Genomic DNA, 17,927 nt, shown 5'->3' on the forward strand with positions numbered 1-17,927 from the left:
TATTATAGGAGGACTTTTTATGGATTTCACATTGACAAAGGAACAAGAACTTGTAAAACAAATGGTAAGGGAATTTGCTGAAAATGAAGTTAAACCAATAGCTGCTGAAATAGATGAGACAGAAAGATTTCCGAAAGAAACTGTAGAAAAAATGGCTAAGTACGGAATGATGGGAATACCTTTTTCAGAAGAATATGGTGGAATGGGAGGAGATGTGCTTTCTTATATAATAGCTGTAGAAGAATTGGCAAGAGTATGCGGAACTACTTCAGTAATACTTTCTGCACATACATCTCTTTGTGCATCAGTAATAAAGGAACATGGTACAGAAGAGCAAAAGAAAAAATATTTAATTCCTCTTGCAAAAGGAGAAAAACTTGGTGCCTTTGGACTTACAGAGCCAAATGCTGGAACAGATTCATCAGCGCAACAAACCCAAGCAGTTCGTGAAGGAGATTATTATATCTTAAACGGACAAAAAATGTTCATAACAAATGGAGGAGTTGCAGATGTATTTATAGTATTTGCAATGACAGATAAGAGTAAAGGGAACAAGGGAATAACAGCGTTTGTATTAGAAAAAGGAATGCCTGGATTCTCAATAGGAAAAGTTGAAAATAAAATGGGAATAAGAGCATCATCAACAACTGAATTGATATTTGAGGATGTAAAGGTTCCTGCTGAAAATATGATAGGAAGAGAAGGAAAAGGTTTTAAAGTAGCTATGCAGACACTTGATGGTGGAAGAATAGGTATAGCTGCTCAAGCTTTGGGTCTTGCAGAAGGAGCTTTAGATGAAGCTGTAAAATATATGAAAGAAAGAAAACAATTTGGAAGACAACTTTCTAAATTCCAGGGCTTAGCATGGGCTGTTGCAGAAATGGATACTAAAATAGAAGCTGCAAGGCATCTTGTATATAAAGCAGCAATGAAGAAGGAAAAAGGACTTCCATATACAATAGATGCAGCAAGAGCAAAATTATTTGCAGCAGATACAGCTATGGAAGTAACAACAAAGGCAGTACAGTTATTTGGAGGATATGGATACACTAAGGATTATCCAGTAGAGAGAATGATGAGAGATGCAAAAATAACTGAAATATATGAGGGAACTTCACAAGTTCAAAAGATGGTTATATCAGGAAGCAAATTAAGATAGGAGGATTTTTAGATGAATATAGTTGTTTGTTTAAAACAAGTACCAGATACAACAGAGGTAAAAATAGATCCAAAGACAGGAACACTTATAAGAGAGGGAGTTCCATCAATAATAAATCCAGATGATAAAAATGCATTAGAAGAAGCATTAGCATTAAAAGATAATACTGGAGCAAAGGTTACAGTAGTAAGTATGGGACCTCCTCAGGCACAAGCTGCTTTAAGAGAGGCAATAGCAATGGGAGCTGATGAAGCTATATTGTTATCTGATAGAGCTTTTGGAGGAGCAGATACTTTAGCGACATCACATGCACTTGCAGCAGCAATAAAAAAATTGGATTACGATATAGTGTTTGCAGGAAGACAAGCAATAGATGGAGATACTGCTCAAGTAGGACCAGAAATAGCAGAACATCTTGGAATTCCTCAAATAACATATGTTGAAAAAGTTGATGTTTGTGCAGATGAATTAAAGGTTAGAAAGGCATGGGAAGATGGATATGAGGAGTTAACTGTAAAAACTCCAGTTCTTTTAACAGCAATAAAAGAGTTAAATGTACCACGATATATGCATATGAAAAATATATTTAAGGCATTTGACAAGGAAATAAAAGTTTGGACTGCAGCTGATATAGATGTAGATAAATCCCTTTTAGGATTGTCTGGATCACCAACAAAGGTAAAGAGATCATCAACAAAACAGGCAAAAGGTGCAGGAGAAATTGTGAACAAGCCATCCAAAGAAGCAGCAGGTTATGCAATTTCAAAATTGAAGGAAAAACATTATATTTAGGAGGTTTTTTAGCATGAATATAGCAGATTATAAAGGTGTATGGGTATTTGCTGAACAAAGAGATGGAAAGCTGCAGAAAGTAGCATTAGAACTTTTAGGAAAAGGTAAAGAATTAGCAGATAAATTAGAAACAGAGGTAACTGCAGTATTACTCGGAAGTGAAGCGGATGATATAGCAAAAGAATTAGCTTCACACGGAGCAGACAGGGTAATATATGTAGATAGCCCACTTTTGAAACATTATACTACAGATGGATATGCAAAAGTTATATGTGATCTAGTAAATGCAAGAAAACCTGAAGCATTACTTGTAGGAGCAACATACATGGGAAGAGATTTGGGCCCAAGAGTATCAGCTAGACTTTCAACAGGACTTACAGCAGATTGTACAGGGTTAGATGTGGATTCAGAAACAAAACATCTTCAAATGACAAGACCTGCATTTGGCGGAAATCTTATGGCTACAATAGAATGTTCGGCAAATAGACCTCAGATGTCTACAGTAAGACCTGGAGTATTTGAAAAGTTAGAAAAAGATGAATCAAGAAAATGCGATATAGAAAAAATAAGTGCTGATTTGAAAAAATCAGATATTAGAGTAAAGGTTAACAATTTAGTTAAGATAGCAAAAGATGTTATGGATATAGGAGAAGCTGAATTCATAGTATCAGGCGGAAGAGGAATAGGAAATAAAGAAGGATTTGAAGTATTAAATAAATTGGCTGATGTTCTTGGAGGAGCAGTAGCTGGTTCAAGAGCTGCAGTAGAAAATGGATGGGTAGATAAAGCTTGTCAGGTAGGACAAACAGGACAAACTGTAAAACCTATAGTATATATTGCATGTGGAATATCAGGTGCAATACAGCATTTAGCAGGAATGCAGGATAGTGATTACATTATAGCAGTAAATAAAGATGAAGGTGCTCCAATAATGCAGGCAGCAGATTTGGCTATAGTGGGTGATTACAACAAAGTAATTCCAGAGATGATATCTCAGCTTGAGAATATGAATAACTAGAAAATTATAAAACCTTGATCTTTATGAGATCAAGGTTTTATTTGTACAATTTTAAATATATTTTGCCAAATGTTACAATGTTTATCAAGATTTAATTTGGATTAATGGTTGCTATTATAGTATAATCGTTTTAAACTTAGCTGATATAATTGTCCAGCATTTTGGGAGTGATATTTTCAATGATTGAAGAAAAAACGTTTAGATTAATTGAGGAGAACATTTGTGAAGGTATAATAGTAATAGATAAAGATGGCAGGATTACTGATATTAATAAATCCGGAGAAGATCTTCTAGGGATAAATAAAAATGATTGTATAGGAAAGGGAATTAAGAGTGTTATTCCGCAGAGTAAACTTTTAGGCACTTTAAAGGAAGGCAAAATTGAGCTTAATATGAAATTTTTCTTAAACGGTAGAGAGTTTATTATTAGTCGTATGCCTATTATATCAAGTGAAGGTCAAAATGGGGCAATTGCTCTTTTTCAGGATATAAATATTTATAGAATGTTAAAGAATAGAATAAATTCTGATAGGATGAACTTTGATATTTTAAATACAATTATAAATACTATAAATGAATGTGTTGTTGTGATAAACAAAGAAGGAATAATAACAATGATGAGTAAAGCCTACAAAGAGTTTCTTAATCGTTTTAATCCTGAGGGAAAACATGTAACTGAGGTTATAGAGAATACGAGACTGCACAAGGTTTTGAAAAGCGGAATTATGGAGGTTGGCGATATACAAGAAGTAGATGGAAATAAAATGATATCCATGAGGGTACCCATCAAAGAAGAAGACAAAATCGTTGGAGTTATAGGAAAGATTATGTTCAAAAATGTCGGAGATTTGCGTTCTTTAAATAAAAAACTTAACAATCTTGAGAGAGAAGTTGAATTTTACAAAAGCGAGATGAATAAAGAGAATGTAGCTAAGTATTCTTTTGATGATATAATAGGAAAATCTGATTATGTAAAACAATCAAAGGCATTAGGAAGACGAGCTGGAAATACGAATTCAAATGTGTTAATAGTTGGCGAGAGCGGTACAGGAAAGGAGCTGTATGCTCATGCTATACATAATTCTGGTAAGAGGGTATTAGGACCTTTTGTAAAAGTGAATTGTGCAGCAATACCATCAGAATTACTTGAATCCGAATTATTTGGATATGAAGAAGGAGCTTTTACAGGTGCGAGAAAGGGTGGCAAAAAGGGCAAATTTCAGATGGCAAATGGCGGGACTATTTTTCTCGATGAAATAGGTGATATGCCAATGAATATGCAGGTTAAGATATTAAGGGCAATTCAAGAGAAGGAAATTGAAAAAGTTGGTGGAAATATCTTGATAGATGTGGATGTTAGAATAATTGCTGCAACTAATATAAATTTAGAAAAAGCAGTAGCTGAGGGAAAATTCAGAAAAGATCTTTATTATAGGCTAAATGTTATCAAAATTGTGCTTCCGACATTGCGTCAAAGAAAACAAGATATACCAGAACTGGCTAATATGCTAAGGATAAAAGTATCCAATAGGTTGGGAATATATGTTGAAGGAATATCAAACGAAACGATTGAATGCCTTACTAATTATGATTGGCCCGGAAATACAAGGGAATTAGAAAACATAATTGAAAGGGCGATAGATTTACTTGATTCAGATTTAATTATACAACCAAAACATTTACCAAGAAGGTTGTGTAAAAGTAAAATGAAATCATATGTAAAAGAGAACAGATATTTAAAGGACATAGTTAGTGATGTTGAAAAAAGAGTTATTTTGGAATATCTAGATAAAACTCGGTGGAATAAAAATAAAACTGCAAAATTGCTTGGAATGAGCAGAGCCAGTTTATATAAGAAAATAGAAAATTACAAATTAAGTAATAATCAAGATATATATTAAAGATTTTAGTATATATTTTTATATCGTTTATTTAAGGAGAGTGAATAGATATGAAAAATGGCAAGAACTATTCAAAATATTTTAAAGAATTGATTGAATATATAAATAATATTAATCAACTCAAAATTGACCATAAAAAACATATAATTGATAAGATAATTTCTATCCAAAAACGATTAAAAGAAGAAGAAAAATATGATTTTAAAGAAATTGTTGATAATTTATATGATGGTGTTTATATTGCTGATGGGAATGGTGATACATTATATGTGAATAAAGCATATACAAATATGACTGGATTGAAAGAAAATGAAATCATAGGCAAAAATGTAAAATATCTTGTAGAAAATGGAATTTATCATAATGCTGTTACACCAGAGGTTATAAAGCAGAAGAAGACTATTACTTCAATAGGAAAAGCACGAAATGGTATAGAAATGCTTATAACTGGAAATCCAGTTATGTCGTCAAGTGGAATTGTGCGTGGAGTTGTGGTTATTGATCGTGATATAAGTGAACTTGCTAAAACGCAGAAAGAATTGGAACTTTCTCAAAAAAAGATTAAAGTAGTTGAAAAGATGAGAGCTAAAAGAGAGCGAGAGATAGAACATTTAAGAAAACAGCAGCTTAATAATAATTTTATTGGAAACAGTGAAGAAATGAAGGAAGTTTCAAGATTAATAAATAAAGTAGCCAACTTTGATGTGACGGTTCTTATAACTGGAGAATCTGGTGTTGGGAAAGAGGTTGTTGCAAATCAGATTTTTATGAATAGTTCGCGAAGTGAAGAACCGTTTATTAAAGTAAATTGTGCAGCTATTCCTGCAAGTTTATTAGAATCCGAATTGTTTGGATATGAAAAAGGAGCATTCACTAATGCTACTTCGTCAAAAGCAGGATTCTTTGAACTTGCGGATAAAGGAACATTGATGCTTGATGAAATTGGTGATATGACACTTGATCTTCAGGGAAAGCTATTAAGAACTATTCAGCATAAACAAATAGTTAGAGTAGGGGGGAGAAAAACGATAAATTTAGATGTTAGAATAATTGCTGCAACTAATGTAAATTTAAAATGTATGGTTGAAAAAGGAAAGTTTAGAGAAGATCTGTATTATAGAATAAATGTTTTTCCTATTCATATTCCTCCTCTTCGATTAAGAAGAGGAGATATAGATGATTTATTAAAACATTTTTTTGGAATTTATAACAATAAATATGGAAAAGAAATTTCGATTACAAATGAGGCAATAAATGTGTTTAAAGAGTATAAATGGCCGGGAAATATAAGAGAACTTCAAAATATAATTGAAAGGATAGTTATTATCTCTGATTCACATGCTTTAGTTGGTTTAAATCAAATAATTGGATTGTTAAATATAAATAATAAAGTGAATATAATAGATCATGAAAAGATTGAGCTAGAGAAATTTGGCCTTAAAGAAACTGTTGAAAGTGTTGAGCGTGATTTGATAAAGAAAGCACTGCAAGAGGGCGGAAGTACTAGAAAAGCTGCCAAAATTTTAAAAATAAGTCAATCATCTGTTGTGAAAAAGGCAAAAAAGTTATCTATTGATTTAACAAATTAGTAGAGATAATTTGAATACTAATAGAATCGATGCGAGTATTAATGAAATCGTTTTTAAAAATACACGTATGATAAGTAATAACAAAGGATTAGGTGTAATATTATGTGCTTGTGAGAGAAAACATTGATGAATATATTCATCAATGTATTTTTTTTTGACAAAGAAAACGTTATCGAATGGCGACTGTGATTTGGCATGTGAATTGCTATATAAATATATGAAAACGTAAATATAAATAAGATAGTGAAAGGATGTTTTAAAATGGAAAAAACAATTATTACAGCTGCATTAACGGGAGCGTTTCCTCAAAAAGATAAAAACCCCAATATACCTACTACACCTCAAGAAATTGCAGAAGAAGCATATAAATGCTGGCAGGCTGGAGCAGCAATTGTGCATCTTCATATGGTAGATGAGGACATAAAAGGAACGATGGATAAAAATAGATTTGCTGAAACAGTAAAATTAATCAAGGAAAAATGTGATGTGGTTATAAATTTAACTACTTCAGGTGATTTGAATGCTACAGATGAAACAAGAATGGAACATCTTATTGAATTAAAACCTGAAATGGCATCTTATGATGCAGGTACAATGAATTGGATGAATAATTCAGTATTTTTCAATACACCAGCATTTTTGGAGAGATTAGGAAACTGCATGCTTGAAAATCATGTAAAACCTGAAATAGAAATATTTGATGCTGGTATGATATACAACACATTATATTATTTAAAGAAAGGTTCATTAAAAGCGCCAGTGCATTATCAATTAGTACTTGGAGCAGCAGGTGGAACAGCAGCTACTGTTGAAAATCTTGTATATTTAAAGAGCTTGCTTCCAGAAGGATCAACTTGGTCAGCTTTTGGTATAGGAAAACAACATTTACCAATACTTTATGCAACTATTGCACTTGGCGGACATATTCGTGTAGGATTAGAAGACAACATCTACTATTCACATGGCAAAATTGCTAAGTCAAATGTAGAATTTGTAGAAAGAGCAGTTAGACTTATTAAAGAAGCTAACAGAGAAGTTGCTACACCAGCAGATGCAAGAAAAATATTAGGTCTTTAAAATTTATATCAAAGGGGAGAATATCAAATGATTAAAAAAATTGCAGTAATAGGCGCAGGTACAATGGGCCACAGTATAGCAGAAAATTTTGCTCTTTATGGATATCCTGTAAATTTATTTGATACTAGTGAAAAAGCACTTGCTAGTGTAAAAGACACTATGAAGATAGAACTATCAGAATTAGTTGAAGAAGGTTTATTTACTAATGAAGATGTTGAAAAAGCTCTAGGCAACATTACACTTTTTAATGATTTAAAAGAAGCAGCAAGCGATAGAGATTATATAATTGAAGCAGCACCAGAAAAAATGGAATTAAAACAGGAACTATTCAGCAACTTAGATAAATATGCACCTGAACACGCTATACTTGTAAGTAATACTTCCAGCTTAAAATTAGATGAGATGATGAAAAAGGTTAGTGAAGGAAGAAAAAAGAGAATGATGGTAAATCATTGGTATAATCCAGCACTTTTAATGCCTATTGTAGAGTTGTCTTTTTTTGGAAATATGCCGGAAGATATATTTGAAGAAGTAAGGGATTTGTTTAAATCTATTAAAAAGCAGACTGTTAAAGTATTAAAGGATGTACCTGGCCTTGTTGCTAATCGTATTCAACAGGGAGTAGCTAGAGAAGTATTCTCTCTTATTGAACAGGGAGTAGCTGAACCAGCTGAAATAGATAAGGCATTAAAATTTGGACCAGCATTTCGTTATGCTACAACTGGACAATTAGAGGTTGCTGATTTTGGTGGATTGGATATATGGTGCACAGTAGGAGATAACTTATTAAAAGCAATGGATAATTCAACTCAATCAAATGCAATTTTGCGTCAGAAGGTTCAAGAAGGAAAGCTTGGAATTAAATCTGGTGCAGGCTTTTATGATTATAAACCAGAAGAAATTGAGAAACTTAAAAAAGAATTTAACAGAAGATTAATGCATCAATTAAAAACTTCAGAATTTTATGTAAAATAGAAGATTTGTAAAAAACTATAATGTTATAGGATTGCAAAAGAAGTTATATTGTAAGCTTTTGAATCCTATAACACTTTGGATAAATAAAAAAAGATAAACAAGAGAGGATTGGAAAAATTATGATAAAGAAAATGCTTTCATTTTTCTTAAAAATTATGCAGAAGTATTTACCTAGTCCATTTACTATAGCTTGGATAATCACTTTATTTGTTGCTATTATGGCGTTAATATTTACACCTACAACTCCAACAAAGATTGTTGAATATTGGGGTAATGGATTATGGGACTTATTATCGTTTGCAATGCAGATGTCACTTATGTTAGTTAGTGGATATGCACTGGCATCATCTAATGTAGTACAAAAAGGTTTGAAAAGATTAGTTAGAATTCCAAAGACTCCAAAACAGACAATTTTATTTGTTGGTTTCGCATCAATGCTATTATATTATTTAAACTGGGGACTTGGACTTATAGCTGGAGGATTACTTGCGAGAGAAGCAGCAAAATATCATAAAGATACAGATTTTCGTCTTCTTGTAACAGCAGCTTTTGCAGGTATAATTATCACACATGGAGGATTGTCAGCATCTGTACCTTTGTTAATAAATACACCAGGACACTTTGCTGAAAAACAAATAGGACTGGTTCCTCTTACACAGACTATTTTTGGACCACAAAGTTTATTTATAACAATTGCTTTAGTTATAATTGTGCCACTTTTCTGCTTGCTTATGATGCCTAAAAAGGGTGAAGAAGTTATAGCTGATCCGGCTTTGTTTGAAGATGATGATATAGAAGAGGAAACAGCAGTTGATTCAAAGAAGTTAACTTTAGCAGATAAACTAGACAGAAGTAAGATTTTAAATATAACACTTTGGATTCTAGGTTTATGTTTCATTGTAATGTATTTTTACAAGAATGGATTTAATTTAAATGTAAACACTGTTATATTGATATTTATAGTTCTTGGAGTGTTATGCCATGGTTCGTTAAATAAATACGTGGCTGCATTTAATAAAGGAACTAGTACAGCTGGCGGAATAATACTACAATTTCCTTTTTATGCAGGAATCATGGGAATTATGGAAGGCAGCGGACTTGTTACTATGATTTCTCATTGGCTTCTTAGTGTTGCAACTCCAAAAACATTTGAGTTATTTTGTTACTTCTCTTCACTTATTATTAGTATATTTGTACCTTCAGCAGGTGGACACTGGGCTGTACAGGCACCATTTATGCTTCCAGCAGCACATGCGTTAGGAGTAGAACCTTGGAAGGTTGCAATGGGAGTTGCTTGGGGAGAGAGTATATGGAATGTTGTTTGTCCGTTCTGGGCATTGCCATTACTTGCAATTGCGAAGTTAAATATACGTGATTTGATTGGATTCTCTACATTATTATTTATAATTGGAAATGTAGTTGCAATTGGTGGAATATTGATTTTCCAATAAAGATTAAAGTGGTATAGTATAGCCAACAGCAAATAATTATGTATTGGAAAGGATAATGAATAATGAATATTAAAAAAGTATCAGTTTTGGGTACAGGAACTATGGGACATGGTATAGCTTTGCTTTCTGCGAAAGCTGGACTGGATGTAGTTATGTACGGAAGATCAGATGCTAGTTTGGATAGAGGCTTTAATAATATAAAGTCTAGTTTAAAACGATTAGAGGATGAAGGAAAAATATCAAAAGAGAAAAGCTCTGAAATACTAGGAAAAATTAAGGGCGTTAAAACTATAAATGAAGCGGCTGAAGGTTCTGATTTTATAATTGAATCTTTAGCAGAAAATCTTGAATTGAAGCAGGATATATTCAAACAATTAGATAAAATTTGTCCAGGAAATATAGTACTTGCAAGTAATACGTCAGGCTTGAGTCCTACAGATATAGCAAAAAATACAAAACATCCTGAAAGAGTTGTAATAGCTCATTTTTGGAATCCGCCTCAGTTAATACCTTTGGTAGAGGTAGTTCCAGGAGAAAAAACATCTAATGATACAATGGGAATTGCAATGGAATGGGTTGAATTTATAGGGAAAAAGGCTGTTCGTATGGAGAAGGAATGTTTAGGCTTCATAGGCAATAGACTTCAGCTTGCTCTTTTGAGAGAAGCTCTTTATATAGTAGAAAAAGGCTGGGCAAAACCAGAGGAAGTTGATAAGGCAATGGAGTATGGTCATGGAAGAAGACTCCCTGTAACGGGTCCACTATGCAGTGCGGATTTAGGAGGTCTTGATATATTCCACAACATTTCAAGCTATTTGTTTGAGGATTTATGTAATTATACACAGCCGTCTAAGCTTATGCAGGATAAAGTTGAAGCTGGAAAATTAGGAAGTAAAAGCGGTGAAGGTTTTTACAATTGGACACCTGATTTTACTGATAAAAAACAAAAGGAACGTACGGAAGTATTATTGGAATTTTTAAAGAGAGATGGATTAGAAAAGTAAATTTATATATTAAATTAAAGTTATAATTGTGAGATTTATTTGATATGCGCATAGAAAATAAAATAGCATCCAGGATAATGATGATTAAAAATTAGGACAGGAGGGTATAAAAATGAAATCAAAAATTATGTCGAAAGAGCAGGCAATGAGCTTAATAAAAAGTGGCGACACTGTTGCAATAGGCGGATTTGTCGGATGCGGCCATCCTGAAGAACTTACTATAGAAATTGAAAAAAAGTATTTGGCTTCGCAGGAACCTAGGGATTTAACATTGGTTTATGCAGCAGGTCAGGGAGACAGCAAGGACAGAGGACTTAATCATTTAGCACATGAAGGCCTGTTAAAGAAGGTAATAGGAGGACATTGGGCACTAGTACCAAAACTTCAGCAATTGGCATTAGAAAATAAAATACAGGCATACAATTTACCTCAAGGAGTTATATCACACCTTTATAGGGATATTGCAGCGGGAAAGCCTGGCACACTTACTCATGTAGGATTGAAAACATTTGTAGATCCTAGAAATGATGGGGGAAAATTAAATGAGGTTACTAAGGATGACATAGTACAAGTTGTAAATATTGGTAACAAAGATTATTTGTTTTACAAAGCTCTTCCTATAGATGTTACAATTTTAAGAGCAACTTATGCAGATGAAGATGGAAATTCTACTCTTGAAAAAGAAGCGGCACTTCTTGATGGAATATCTATGGCTCAGGCTGCAAAGAATTCTGGAGGAAAGGTAATATTACAAGTTGAAGGAATAGTAAGTAAGGGTTGTCTTGATCCTAGAAAAGTTAAGATACCGGGAATATATGTAGATGCTATAGTTCTTGTGGGTGATAAGGATAACAATCATATGCAGACTTTTAGTGAAGTGTATAATCCGGCATATTCTGGTGAAGTTAAACTTCCAGTAGATTCTATAGGAGCTTTGAAGCTTGATGAAAGAAAGATCATAGCAAGAAGAGCAGCTATGGAGCTTAGTACAGGCGATGTTACTAATCTTGGAATAGGTATGCCAGAGGGAATAGCTATGGTAGCCAATGAAGAGGGAATTGGAGATAACATGACCTTAACTATAGAAGCAGGCGGTATAGGAGGAGTTCCAGCTGGAGGCTTGAGTTTTGGAGCTTCGATAAATCCTGAATGTATACTTGATGCTGGAAGTCAGTTCGATTTTTATGACGGGGGAGGACTTGATATAGCATTTTTAGGGCTTGCACAATGTGATAAATCGGGAAATATAAATGTTAGCAAGTTTGGACCTAAAATCGCAGGCTGCGGCGGTTTTATAAATATAACTCAAAATGCAAAAAAAGTGGTTTATTGTGGAACATTTATGGCTGGCGGATTAAAGATAAATGTTGATAACGGAAAGCTGGTTATATCCAATGAAGGAAGGTTCAATAAATTCATTAAGAATGTTGAACAGATAACATTTAGTGGAGAGTATGCAGTGAGTATTGATCAGCCAGTTCTTTATATAACAGAAAGAGCGGTGTTTAGATTGACTAAAAATGGTTTGGTATTGGAGGAAATTGCTCCAGGAGTGGATCTTGAAAAAGATATATTAGCTCATATGGAGTTTGAACCAATAGTATCTGAAAATTTAAGATTAATGGATGAAAGAATATTTAGAGACGAGCCTATGGGCATAAAAAATTCTATAGCTTAAAGATTAAATTTTAAAATTCAAGTGTGTTATATAAAATTGTAAGATAAATGATATATAATATGCTTGAATTTTCTGAACTGTTATATTAAATTGACGATTTTTGTTTAAAGGGAGTGAAAATATGATTCTAAAAAGTGCAGTAGAACATATAAAAAAGATGTGCGAAACGCAGGCAAATATGATATCTGGAGGTGTAATATATTTAATCAGTGATGGGGAGAAATTTATTTGGAAAAAGGCATCCGAAGAATTTGATTTGGATATATTTGACGTGGGAAAAAAATTGAATGCCGATAGTGTGAATATGAGAGCTATGAGGGAAGGCAAAACGTTAGTTGAAAATATAAAAAGATCAGTATATGGAGTTAGATTAAGAACTATTGCTGAACCAATAGCGGATGATGATGGGAATATTAAAGGGGTATTTTCGTCTGTGTTTCCCATAGTGCATCCGCTGTTAAAAGCTTTTAATGATTTTGCACCGGTTTTGTCAGAGATGTTCCCAGACGGTGCTGTGCTATATACTACTGACTCACATAAAATTACGGATATGCAGCACTCAAGCGATTTTCAGCTTCCTCAGCTTGTAGTTGGAGAAAATTTTAAAGAAAATACATTATCGGATATGGTAATTAAAGGTAAAAAACCTCTATCTAAAGAGTATGATGATTCAGTGTGGGGGGGAGTACCGGTTCTTTCCGTATGTCACCCTTTGTTTGATCAGGAGTCTGGGGAGATAGTTGGAACATTTGGTTTGATTATTCCCAAAATTGCTGCTATAAATCTTAGAAGAATGGTTGAAACTATGGAAAGTGGTCTTGAACAGATAACTTCTACAAGTTCTGAATTGGCAGTATCTGCTTCAAATATACATATAAATGAACAGAGTCTTAACCAAAATATAAGTGAGATATCTGAAATTTCAAAGAAAATAAATGAAATATCTTTGTTTATAAAGGATATATCAGATAGAACAAATATGCTTGGATTAAATGCTACAATAGAGGCTGCAAGAGTGGGCGAAATTGGAAAAGGTTTTGGAGTTGTAGCAGATGAAATTAGGAAATTGTCTATGCAGACTAAGGATACAGTTCCTAAAATTCAGAAGCTTACAGACGAAATTATAATCAAAGTAGATGAGTCTAGTGAAAAAAGTTTAAATTCTTTATCATCAAGTCAGGAACAAGCTGCAGCTACAGAAGAGATATCAGCAAGTATAGAAGAAATTACTTCTATGTCTGAAGAAATAAATAAGATTGCACTTAAATTGTAGTAATTTAACATGTTGTGCTAAGAAGATAAATTTTCATAAATAGGATAGATACTCCATTATAAAAAAATATAGTTATTAATCCCCACATGGATTTGGCAAGTACTCTTTGTATATTTAGATGACTGGATAATATGGGCTGCAAGAAAGAAATAGCAAAAGCTGTTGTTGATATCAAAGATGTTTCATAAAGCTATACTAGGTCAGTGGACAAAGGACATAGAGTGGCTTAGTACAAGAAAAGAATGGAAAAATTTAAAAAGTATAGGTTTAGCTGTGAGGAAAAGTGAAAATAAGGGAAAAATAATAATTCAAAAAAAGGTATTGAAAGTATGCATTGGGTGCTTGATGTAATTTTTAACGAAGATTCCAATAGAACAAGGAAAGAAAACAGTCCTGAAAATCTGGCATATATGTTTTCCCCATATCATTGGGATTTTTGGTGATTTTTTAATGATAAGGTAACATAATTGCCGGAGTTTTTCTATATGTTACTGATATGTTATGAATTATAAAAATAAGAACTTAGAAATTGAAAAGAGTATCTAATATTATAAATAACTGAAAATTAATATTATTTATAATATTAATATCAATTAAAATATTAAATTTAAAATATCACTATTTTATAAAAGTGTTGATGAATAGATCAATATATGGTACTTTAATATAGTGGTAAAAGGAGTTAAGATGATTTTTATCCGATAATATTTAAATTGGAAAGGGGATGGATAGAAAATGGGAAACGATAAAAAATTAACCTGGCAGAGTCTTGCACTAATGGCTTTTGTTAGTGTGTGGGGGTTCGGTAATGTTGTAAACGGCTATGCAACACAGGGAATGAAAGTAGTAGTATCATGGATACTAATGTTTTCACTTTATTTTGTACCTTATGCTTTAATGGTAGGTGAAATGGGATCTACTTTTAAAGAAAGTAAGGGAGGGGTAAGTTCGTGGATAAAAGTATCTATTGGACCTACTTTAGCTTATTTGGCAGGATGGACTTATTGGGTAGTACATGTTCCGTATTTAGCACAAAAACCACAGTCTGTTCTAATAGCTTTAGGTTGGGCTGTTAAGCAAAATGGAAATTTTGTTAAAGGCATTAGTCCAATGATATTGCAGCCAATATGCCTGATTGTATTTTTAATATTTCTATGGGTTTCTTCTAAAGGAGTGAATTCTTTAAAGAAAATTGGTACTGTAGCAGGTATATCTATGTTTGTTATGTCAATTTTATATGTAATATTAGCATGTGCAGCTCCAGCATTAACTACTGCACACACATATAAAATTAGTTTTACTTGGAATTCACTTATGCCTAATTTTAATTTCGATTATATGACAAGCTTAGCTATATTGGTGTTTGCTGTAGGTGGATGTGAAAAGATGGCACCTTATGTAAATAATATGAAAAATCCTTCACGTGATTTTCCAAAAGGTATGATAGTTCTTGCAATAATGGTTGCTGTAACAGCTTTATTAGGTTCTTTTGCTATGGGAATGATGTTTGATCCGAATAATATCCCAAAAGATTTGATGATGAATGGTGCATATTACTCATTCCAAAAATTAGGGCAATATTATGGACTTGGAAATTTCTTCCTAATAGTATATGCAATTGCTAATATGTTGGGACAAATATCAGCATTAGTATTTTCTATAGATGCTCCAATAAAAGTTTTGTTGTCTGATGTAGATCGTAGATACATACCAGAGTCATTAACTAAAGTTAATGAGAATGGCACACCGATAAATGGGTATAAATTGACTGCAATATTAGTTGGAATAATAATAATAGTACCTGCTTTAGGTATAGGAGACATGAATTCATTATTTAACTGGTTATTGAGATTAAATGCTGTAGTTATGCCTTTAAGGTATTTATGGGTATTCTTAGCATATATGGCATTAAAGAAAGCTGTAGAGGGTAAATTCAAATCAGCATATCATTTTACTAAGAATAGGACTTTAGGTTTTTTAGCAGGGTTATGGTGCTTTGCATTCACTGCTTTTGCATGCATTATGGGTATGTTTCCTAGTGGAGTTAAGACTTATTCAGGAGGATGGTATTTTCAGATAACGCTTAATATATTAACACCTTTCATATTAATAGGGTTGGGACTTATATTACCTACAATTGCTAAGAGGTCAAATAAAAGTAATAATATTAAAACAGAAAATTAATTTGTTTTTAAAATGCAAAAAATAAAGCCTGTTTATGATTTTTCATAAATTAGGCTTTGTTTTTAATATTAAGCTATTAAGGTAGAGCGAAAATAATGCATAAAAGTATTTAAGGTGCCTATATTAGAAATTGTCCATAACTTATATATCTGTCTATTTGACAGTTATTGGTTTAATTAAAGCCCGTTTTCTGTCATATTTGATCCAAAGATTTTTGCTTTGTTTCAACTCCCAAAATTGCAATTATGAGAGCTACTACTGCAAGTATTACGGCTAGAGATATAAATACAACCTTGGTGTTGTAATTTTTTAATATCCAGGCAACACCATAAGGAGTGAATATAGTTGCAAGTCTTCCTATAGCATTGCAGAAACCGGAACCTCTGAGCCTTATGTTTGTAGGAAAGAGTTCTGGAACATAAATTGCAAGGCCGAGAGTTAAAAGTATATATATTGTTATTGTAAGAAAGAAGCCTATTGTAAGGATTAACCACATTGTATTCTGTGCAGCATATGCATATCCAAGAAAACCAGCTACGAGCATAAAGAAGGTTATGCACCATTTGCGTCCAAATCTGTCTACAATGAAGCTACCCATAAGTGCACCAAGTGGGGCACCAATCATCATTATGGTTGTATATCCAAGAGAACTAGATACATTTATTCCTTTTCTTAAAAAGAAAGTAGGAGCCCAGCTTACAAATGTATATATAAGTGTGTTTATAGCGACTAAAATTACACAGCCTACCACTGTTCTTGAAATCATGTTCTTTTTAAAGAGATCTGAAAATTTTCCTGAATTTTTAGATTCTTTATTTTCTGTATTTAAAAGTACTGGCTGTGGTATTTTGCTGCCAGCTTCAATTTCAGCATTCTTGTAAAATATAGATACAACTTGTTCTGCTTCAGCTTTCATTCCCTTGGATTCATACCACCTTGGAGATTCGGGCATGTCCTTTCTTAAAATCCATACAATAATTGAGAATACACCTACAAATATAAACATCCATCTCCAGCCGAATCTAGGTATTATAAGATATCCGAGAAAGGCTGCTGCAGGAGTTGATACGTTGGTTATTAAAGAGAGCATGGAAACCCACTTTCCTCTTGTTTTTGACGGAACAAATTCTGCAAGAAGTGCATATCCTGTTACAATTTCGGCACCGAGACCTATTCCCATTATTCCGCGGCAGACTATTAAAAAAATCATATTTGGCGAAAATGCACCTACAAGTGATGCTCCTCCAAAGATTAAAAGGTTCAGCTGGTATGAAAATTTACGTCCGAGTTTATCACCGAGAAAGCCTGTAATAAGCGATCCTATTAAAAGGCCTATAAAAGTAACAGATATAAATGTTGCGTTCAGGCTCATGGTGGACCAATTGCTTTTCAAAAGCACTCCAAGTACACCTCCGGCAAGGTATACGTCAAATCCATCCAAAAATATTCCAAGACCTATAAGCCATAAAATTTTATAGTGCATCTTAGATATGGGTACATAATCCATTTTTTCACAAATACAATTAACTTCCGACATTAAAACTACCTCCACTCAAGATAAAATAATATTCTAATTATTGCAAAAATTTTTGAGCCTATTTTAAAGGCTGTTGAACTAATTTATAAAAAAGAGCATAAAAAATAGACCTCTCCATGGGGCGAAGGTCTGTCGCGGTACCACCCAAATTTTTTGCTTGTAGTTATAACGGTATTTATTATACCGGCTTGATCCTACTGATGTTTCAGAAAGCAATTCAAGAGTGAGTTTCAATATAATATAAATATGGTTTTTCACCGACACCATTCTCTTTGAAATATAATTATAT

Annotated in this window: 13 protein-coding genes and 1 other annotated feature (1 of these 14 cut by a window edge); of the genes, 12 read left to right on the top strand and 1 reads right to left on the bottom strand. The window is 33.0% G+C overall.

The genetic code is table 11. The annotated features are described in order from the left end of the window. The first annotated feature begins 19 nt into the window (after positions 1–19). The 12 genes from AC4CVH_RS03095 (at position 20) to AC4CVH_RS03150 (ending at position 16,101) form a co-directional block, all read left to right on the top strand. Positions 20–1,159, top strand: a complete 1,140-nt coding sequence (locus AC4CVH_RS03095) for an acyl-CoA dehydrogenase (RefSeq protein ID WP_490786248.1) — start codon at positions 20–22, stop codon at positions 1,157–1,159. Positions 1,160–1,171: 12 nt separating this feature from the next. After that, positions 1,172–1,951 (top strand): electron transfer flavoprotein subunit beta, encoded by a 780-nt coding sequence (locus tag AC4CVH_RS03100; RefSeq protein WP_490786249.1) that lies wholly within the window; start codon positions 1,172–1,174, stop codon positions 1,949–1,951. Between the two features lie 13 nt (positions 1,952–1,964). Then, positions 1,965–2,969 (top strand): electron transfer flavoprotein subunit alpha/FixB family protein, encoded by a 1,005-nt coding sequence (locus AC4CVH_RS03105; RefSeq protein WP_490786250.1) that lies wholly within the window; start codon positions 1,965–1,967, stop codon positions 2,967–2,969. A 179-nt stretch (positions 2,970–3,148) separates the two neighbouring features. After that, the gene (locus AC4CVH_RS03110) at positions 3,149–4,870 is read left to right on the top strand and encodes a sigma-54 interaction domain-containing protein (RefSeq protein ID WP_490786251.1); all 1,722 of its coding nucleotides are present in this window, start codon (positions 3,149–3,151) and stop codon (positions 4,868–4,870) included. 50 nt (positions 4,871–4,920) lie between these two features. After that, positions 4,921–6,459 (top strand): sigma-54 interaction domain-containing protein, encoded by a 1,539-nt coding sequence (locus AC4CVH_RS03115; protein WP_490786252.1) that lies wholly within the window; start codon positions 4,921–4,923, stop codon positions 6,457–6,459. A gap of 261 nt (positions 6,460–6,720) precedes the next feature. After that, positions 6,721–7,536 carry a beta-keto acid cleavage family enzyme gene (locus tag AC4CVH_RS03120; protein ID WP_490786253.1) on the top strand — a complete coding sequence of 272 codons (816 nt, stop codon included), beginning with the start codon at positions 6,721–6,723 and terminating at the stop codon, positions 7,534–7,536. Between the two features lie 27 nt (positions 7,537–7,563). After that, entirely contained in the window at positions 7,564–8,511 is a 948-nt protein-coding gene (locus AC4CVH_RS03125) for a 3-hydroxyacyl-CoA dehydrogenase family protein (protein ID WP_490786254.1), read from the top strand. A gap of 119 nt (positions 8,512–8,630) precedes the next feature. Continuing rightward, positions 8,631–9,962, top strand: coding sequence for a short-chain fatty acid transporter (locus tag AC4CVH_RS03130; RefSeq protein WP_490786255.1), 1,332 nt, complete (start codon positions 8,631–8,633; stop codon positions 9,960–9,962). Positions 9,963–10,024: 62 nt separating this feature from the next. Further along, positions 10,025–10,966, top strand: coding sequence for a 3-hydroxyacyl-CoA dehydrogenase family protein (locus tag AC4CVH_RS03135; RefSeq protein WP_490786256.1), 942 nt, complete (start codon positions 10,025–10,027; stop codon positions 10,964–10,966). A 112-nt stretch (positions 10,967–11,078) separates the two neighbouring features. Further along, entirely contained in the window at positions 11,079–12,644 is a 1,566-nt protein-coding gene (locus AC4CVH_RS03140) for an acyl CoA:acetate/3-ketoacid CoA transferase (protein WP_490786257.1), read from the top strand. A gap of 121 nt (positions 12,645–12,765) precedes the next feature. Further along, positions 12,766–13,917 (top strand): methyl-accepting chemotaxis protein, encoded by a 1,152-nt coding sequence (locus tag AC4CVH_RS03145; protein ID WP_490786258.1) that lies wholly within the window; start codon positions 12,766–12,768, stop codon positions 13,915–13,917. A 735-nt stretch (positions 13,918–14,652) separates the two neighbouring features. Continuing rightward, positions 14,653–16,101, top strand: coding sequence for an amino acid permease (locus AC4CVH_RS03150; RefSeq protein WP_490786259.1), 1,449 nt, complete (start codon positions 14,653–14,655; stop codon positions 16,099–16,101). Between the two features lie 193 nt (positions 16,102–16,294). Here AC4CVH_RS03150 and AC4CVH_RS03155 read toward each other — a convergent pair whose 3' ends face one another. Next, positions 16,295–17,638, bottom strand: coding sequence for an MFS transporter (locus tag AC4CVH_RS03155; protein ID WP_490786260.1), 1,344 nt, complete (start codon positions 17,636–17,638; stop codon positions 16,295–16,297). A 114-nt stretch (positions 17,639–17,752) separates the two neighbouring features. After that, positions 17,753–17,927: a binding site (T-box leader), on the bottom strand; it runs 26 nt beyond the window's last position.

The sequence above is a fragment of the Clostridium pabulibutyricum genome (assembly GCF_058242705.1).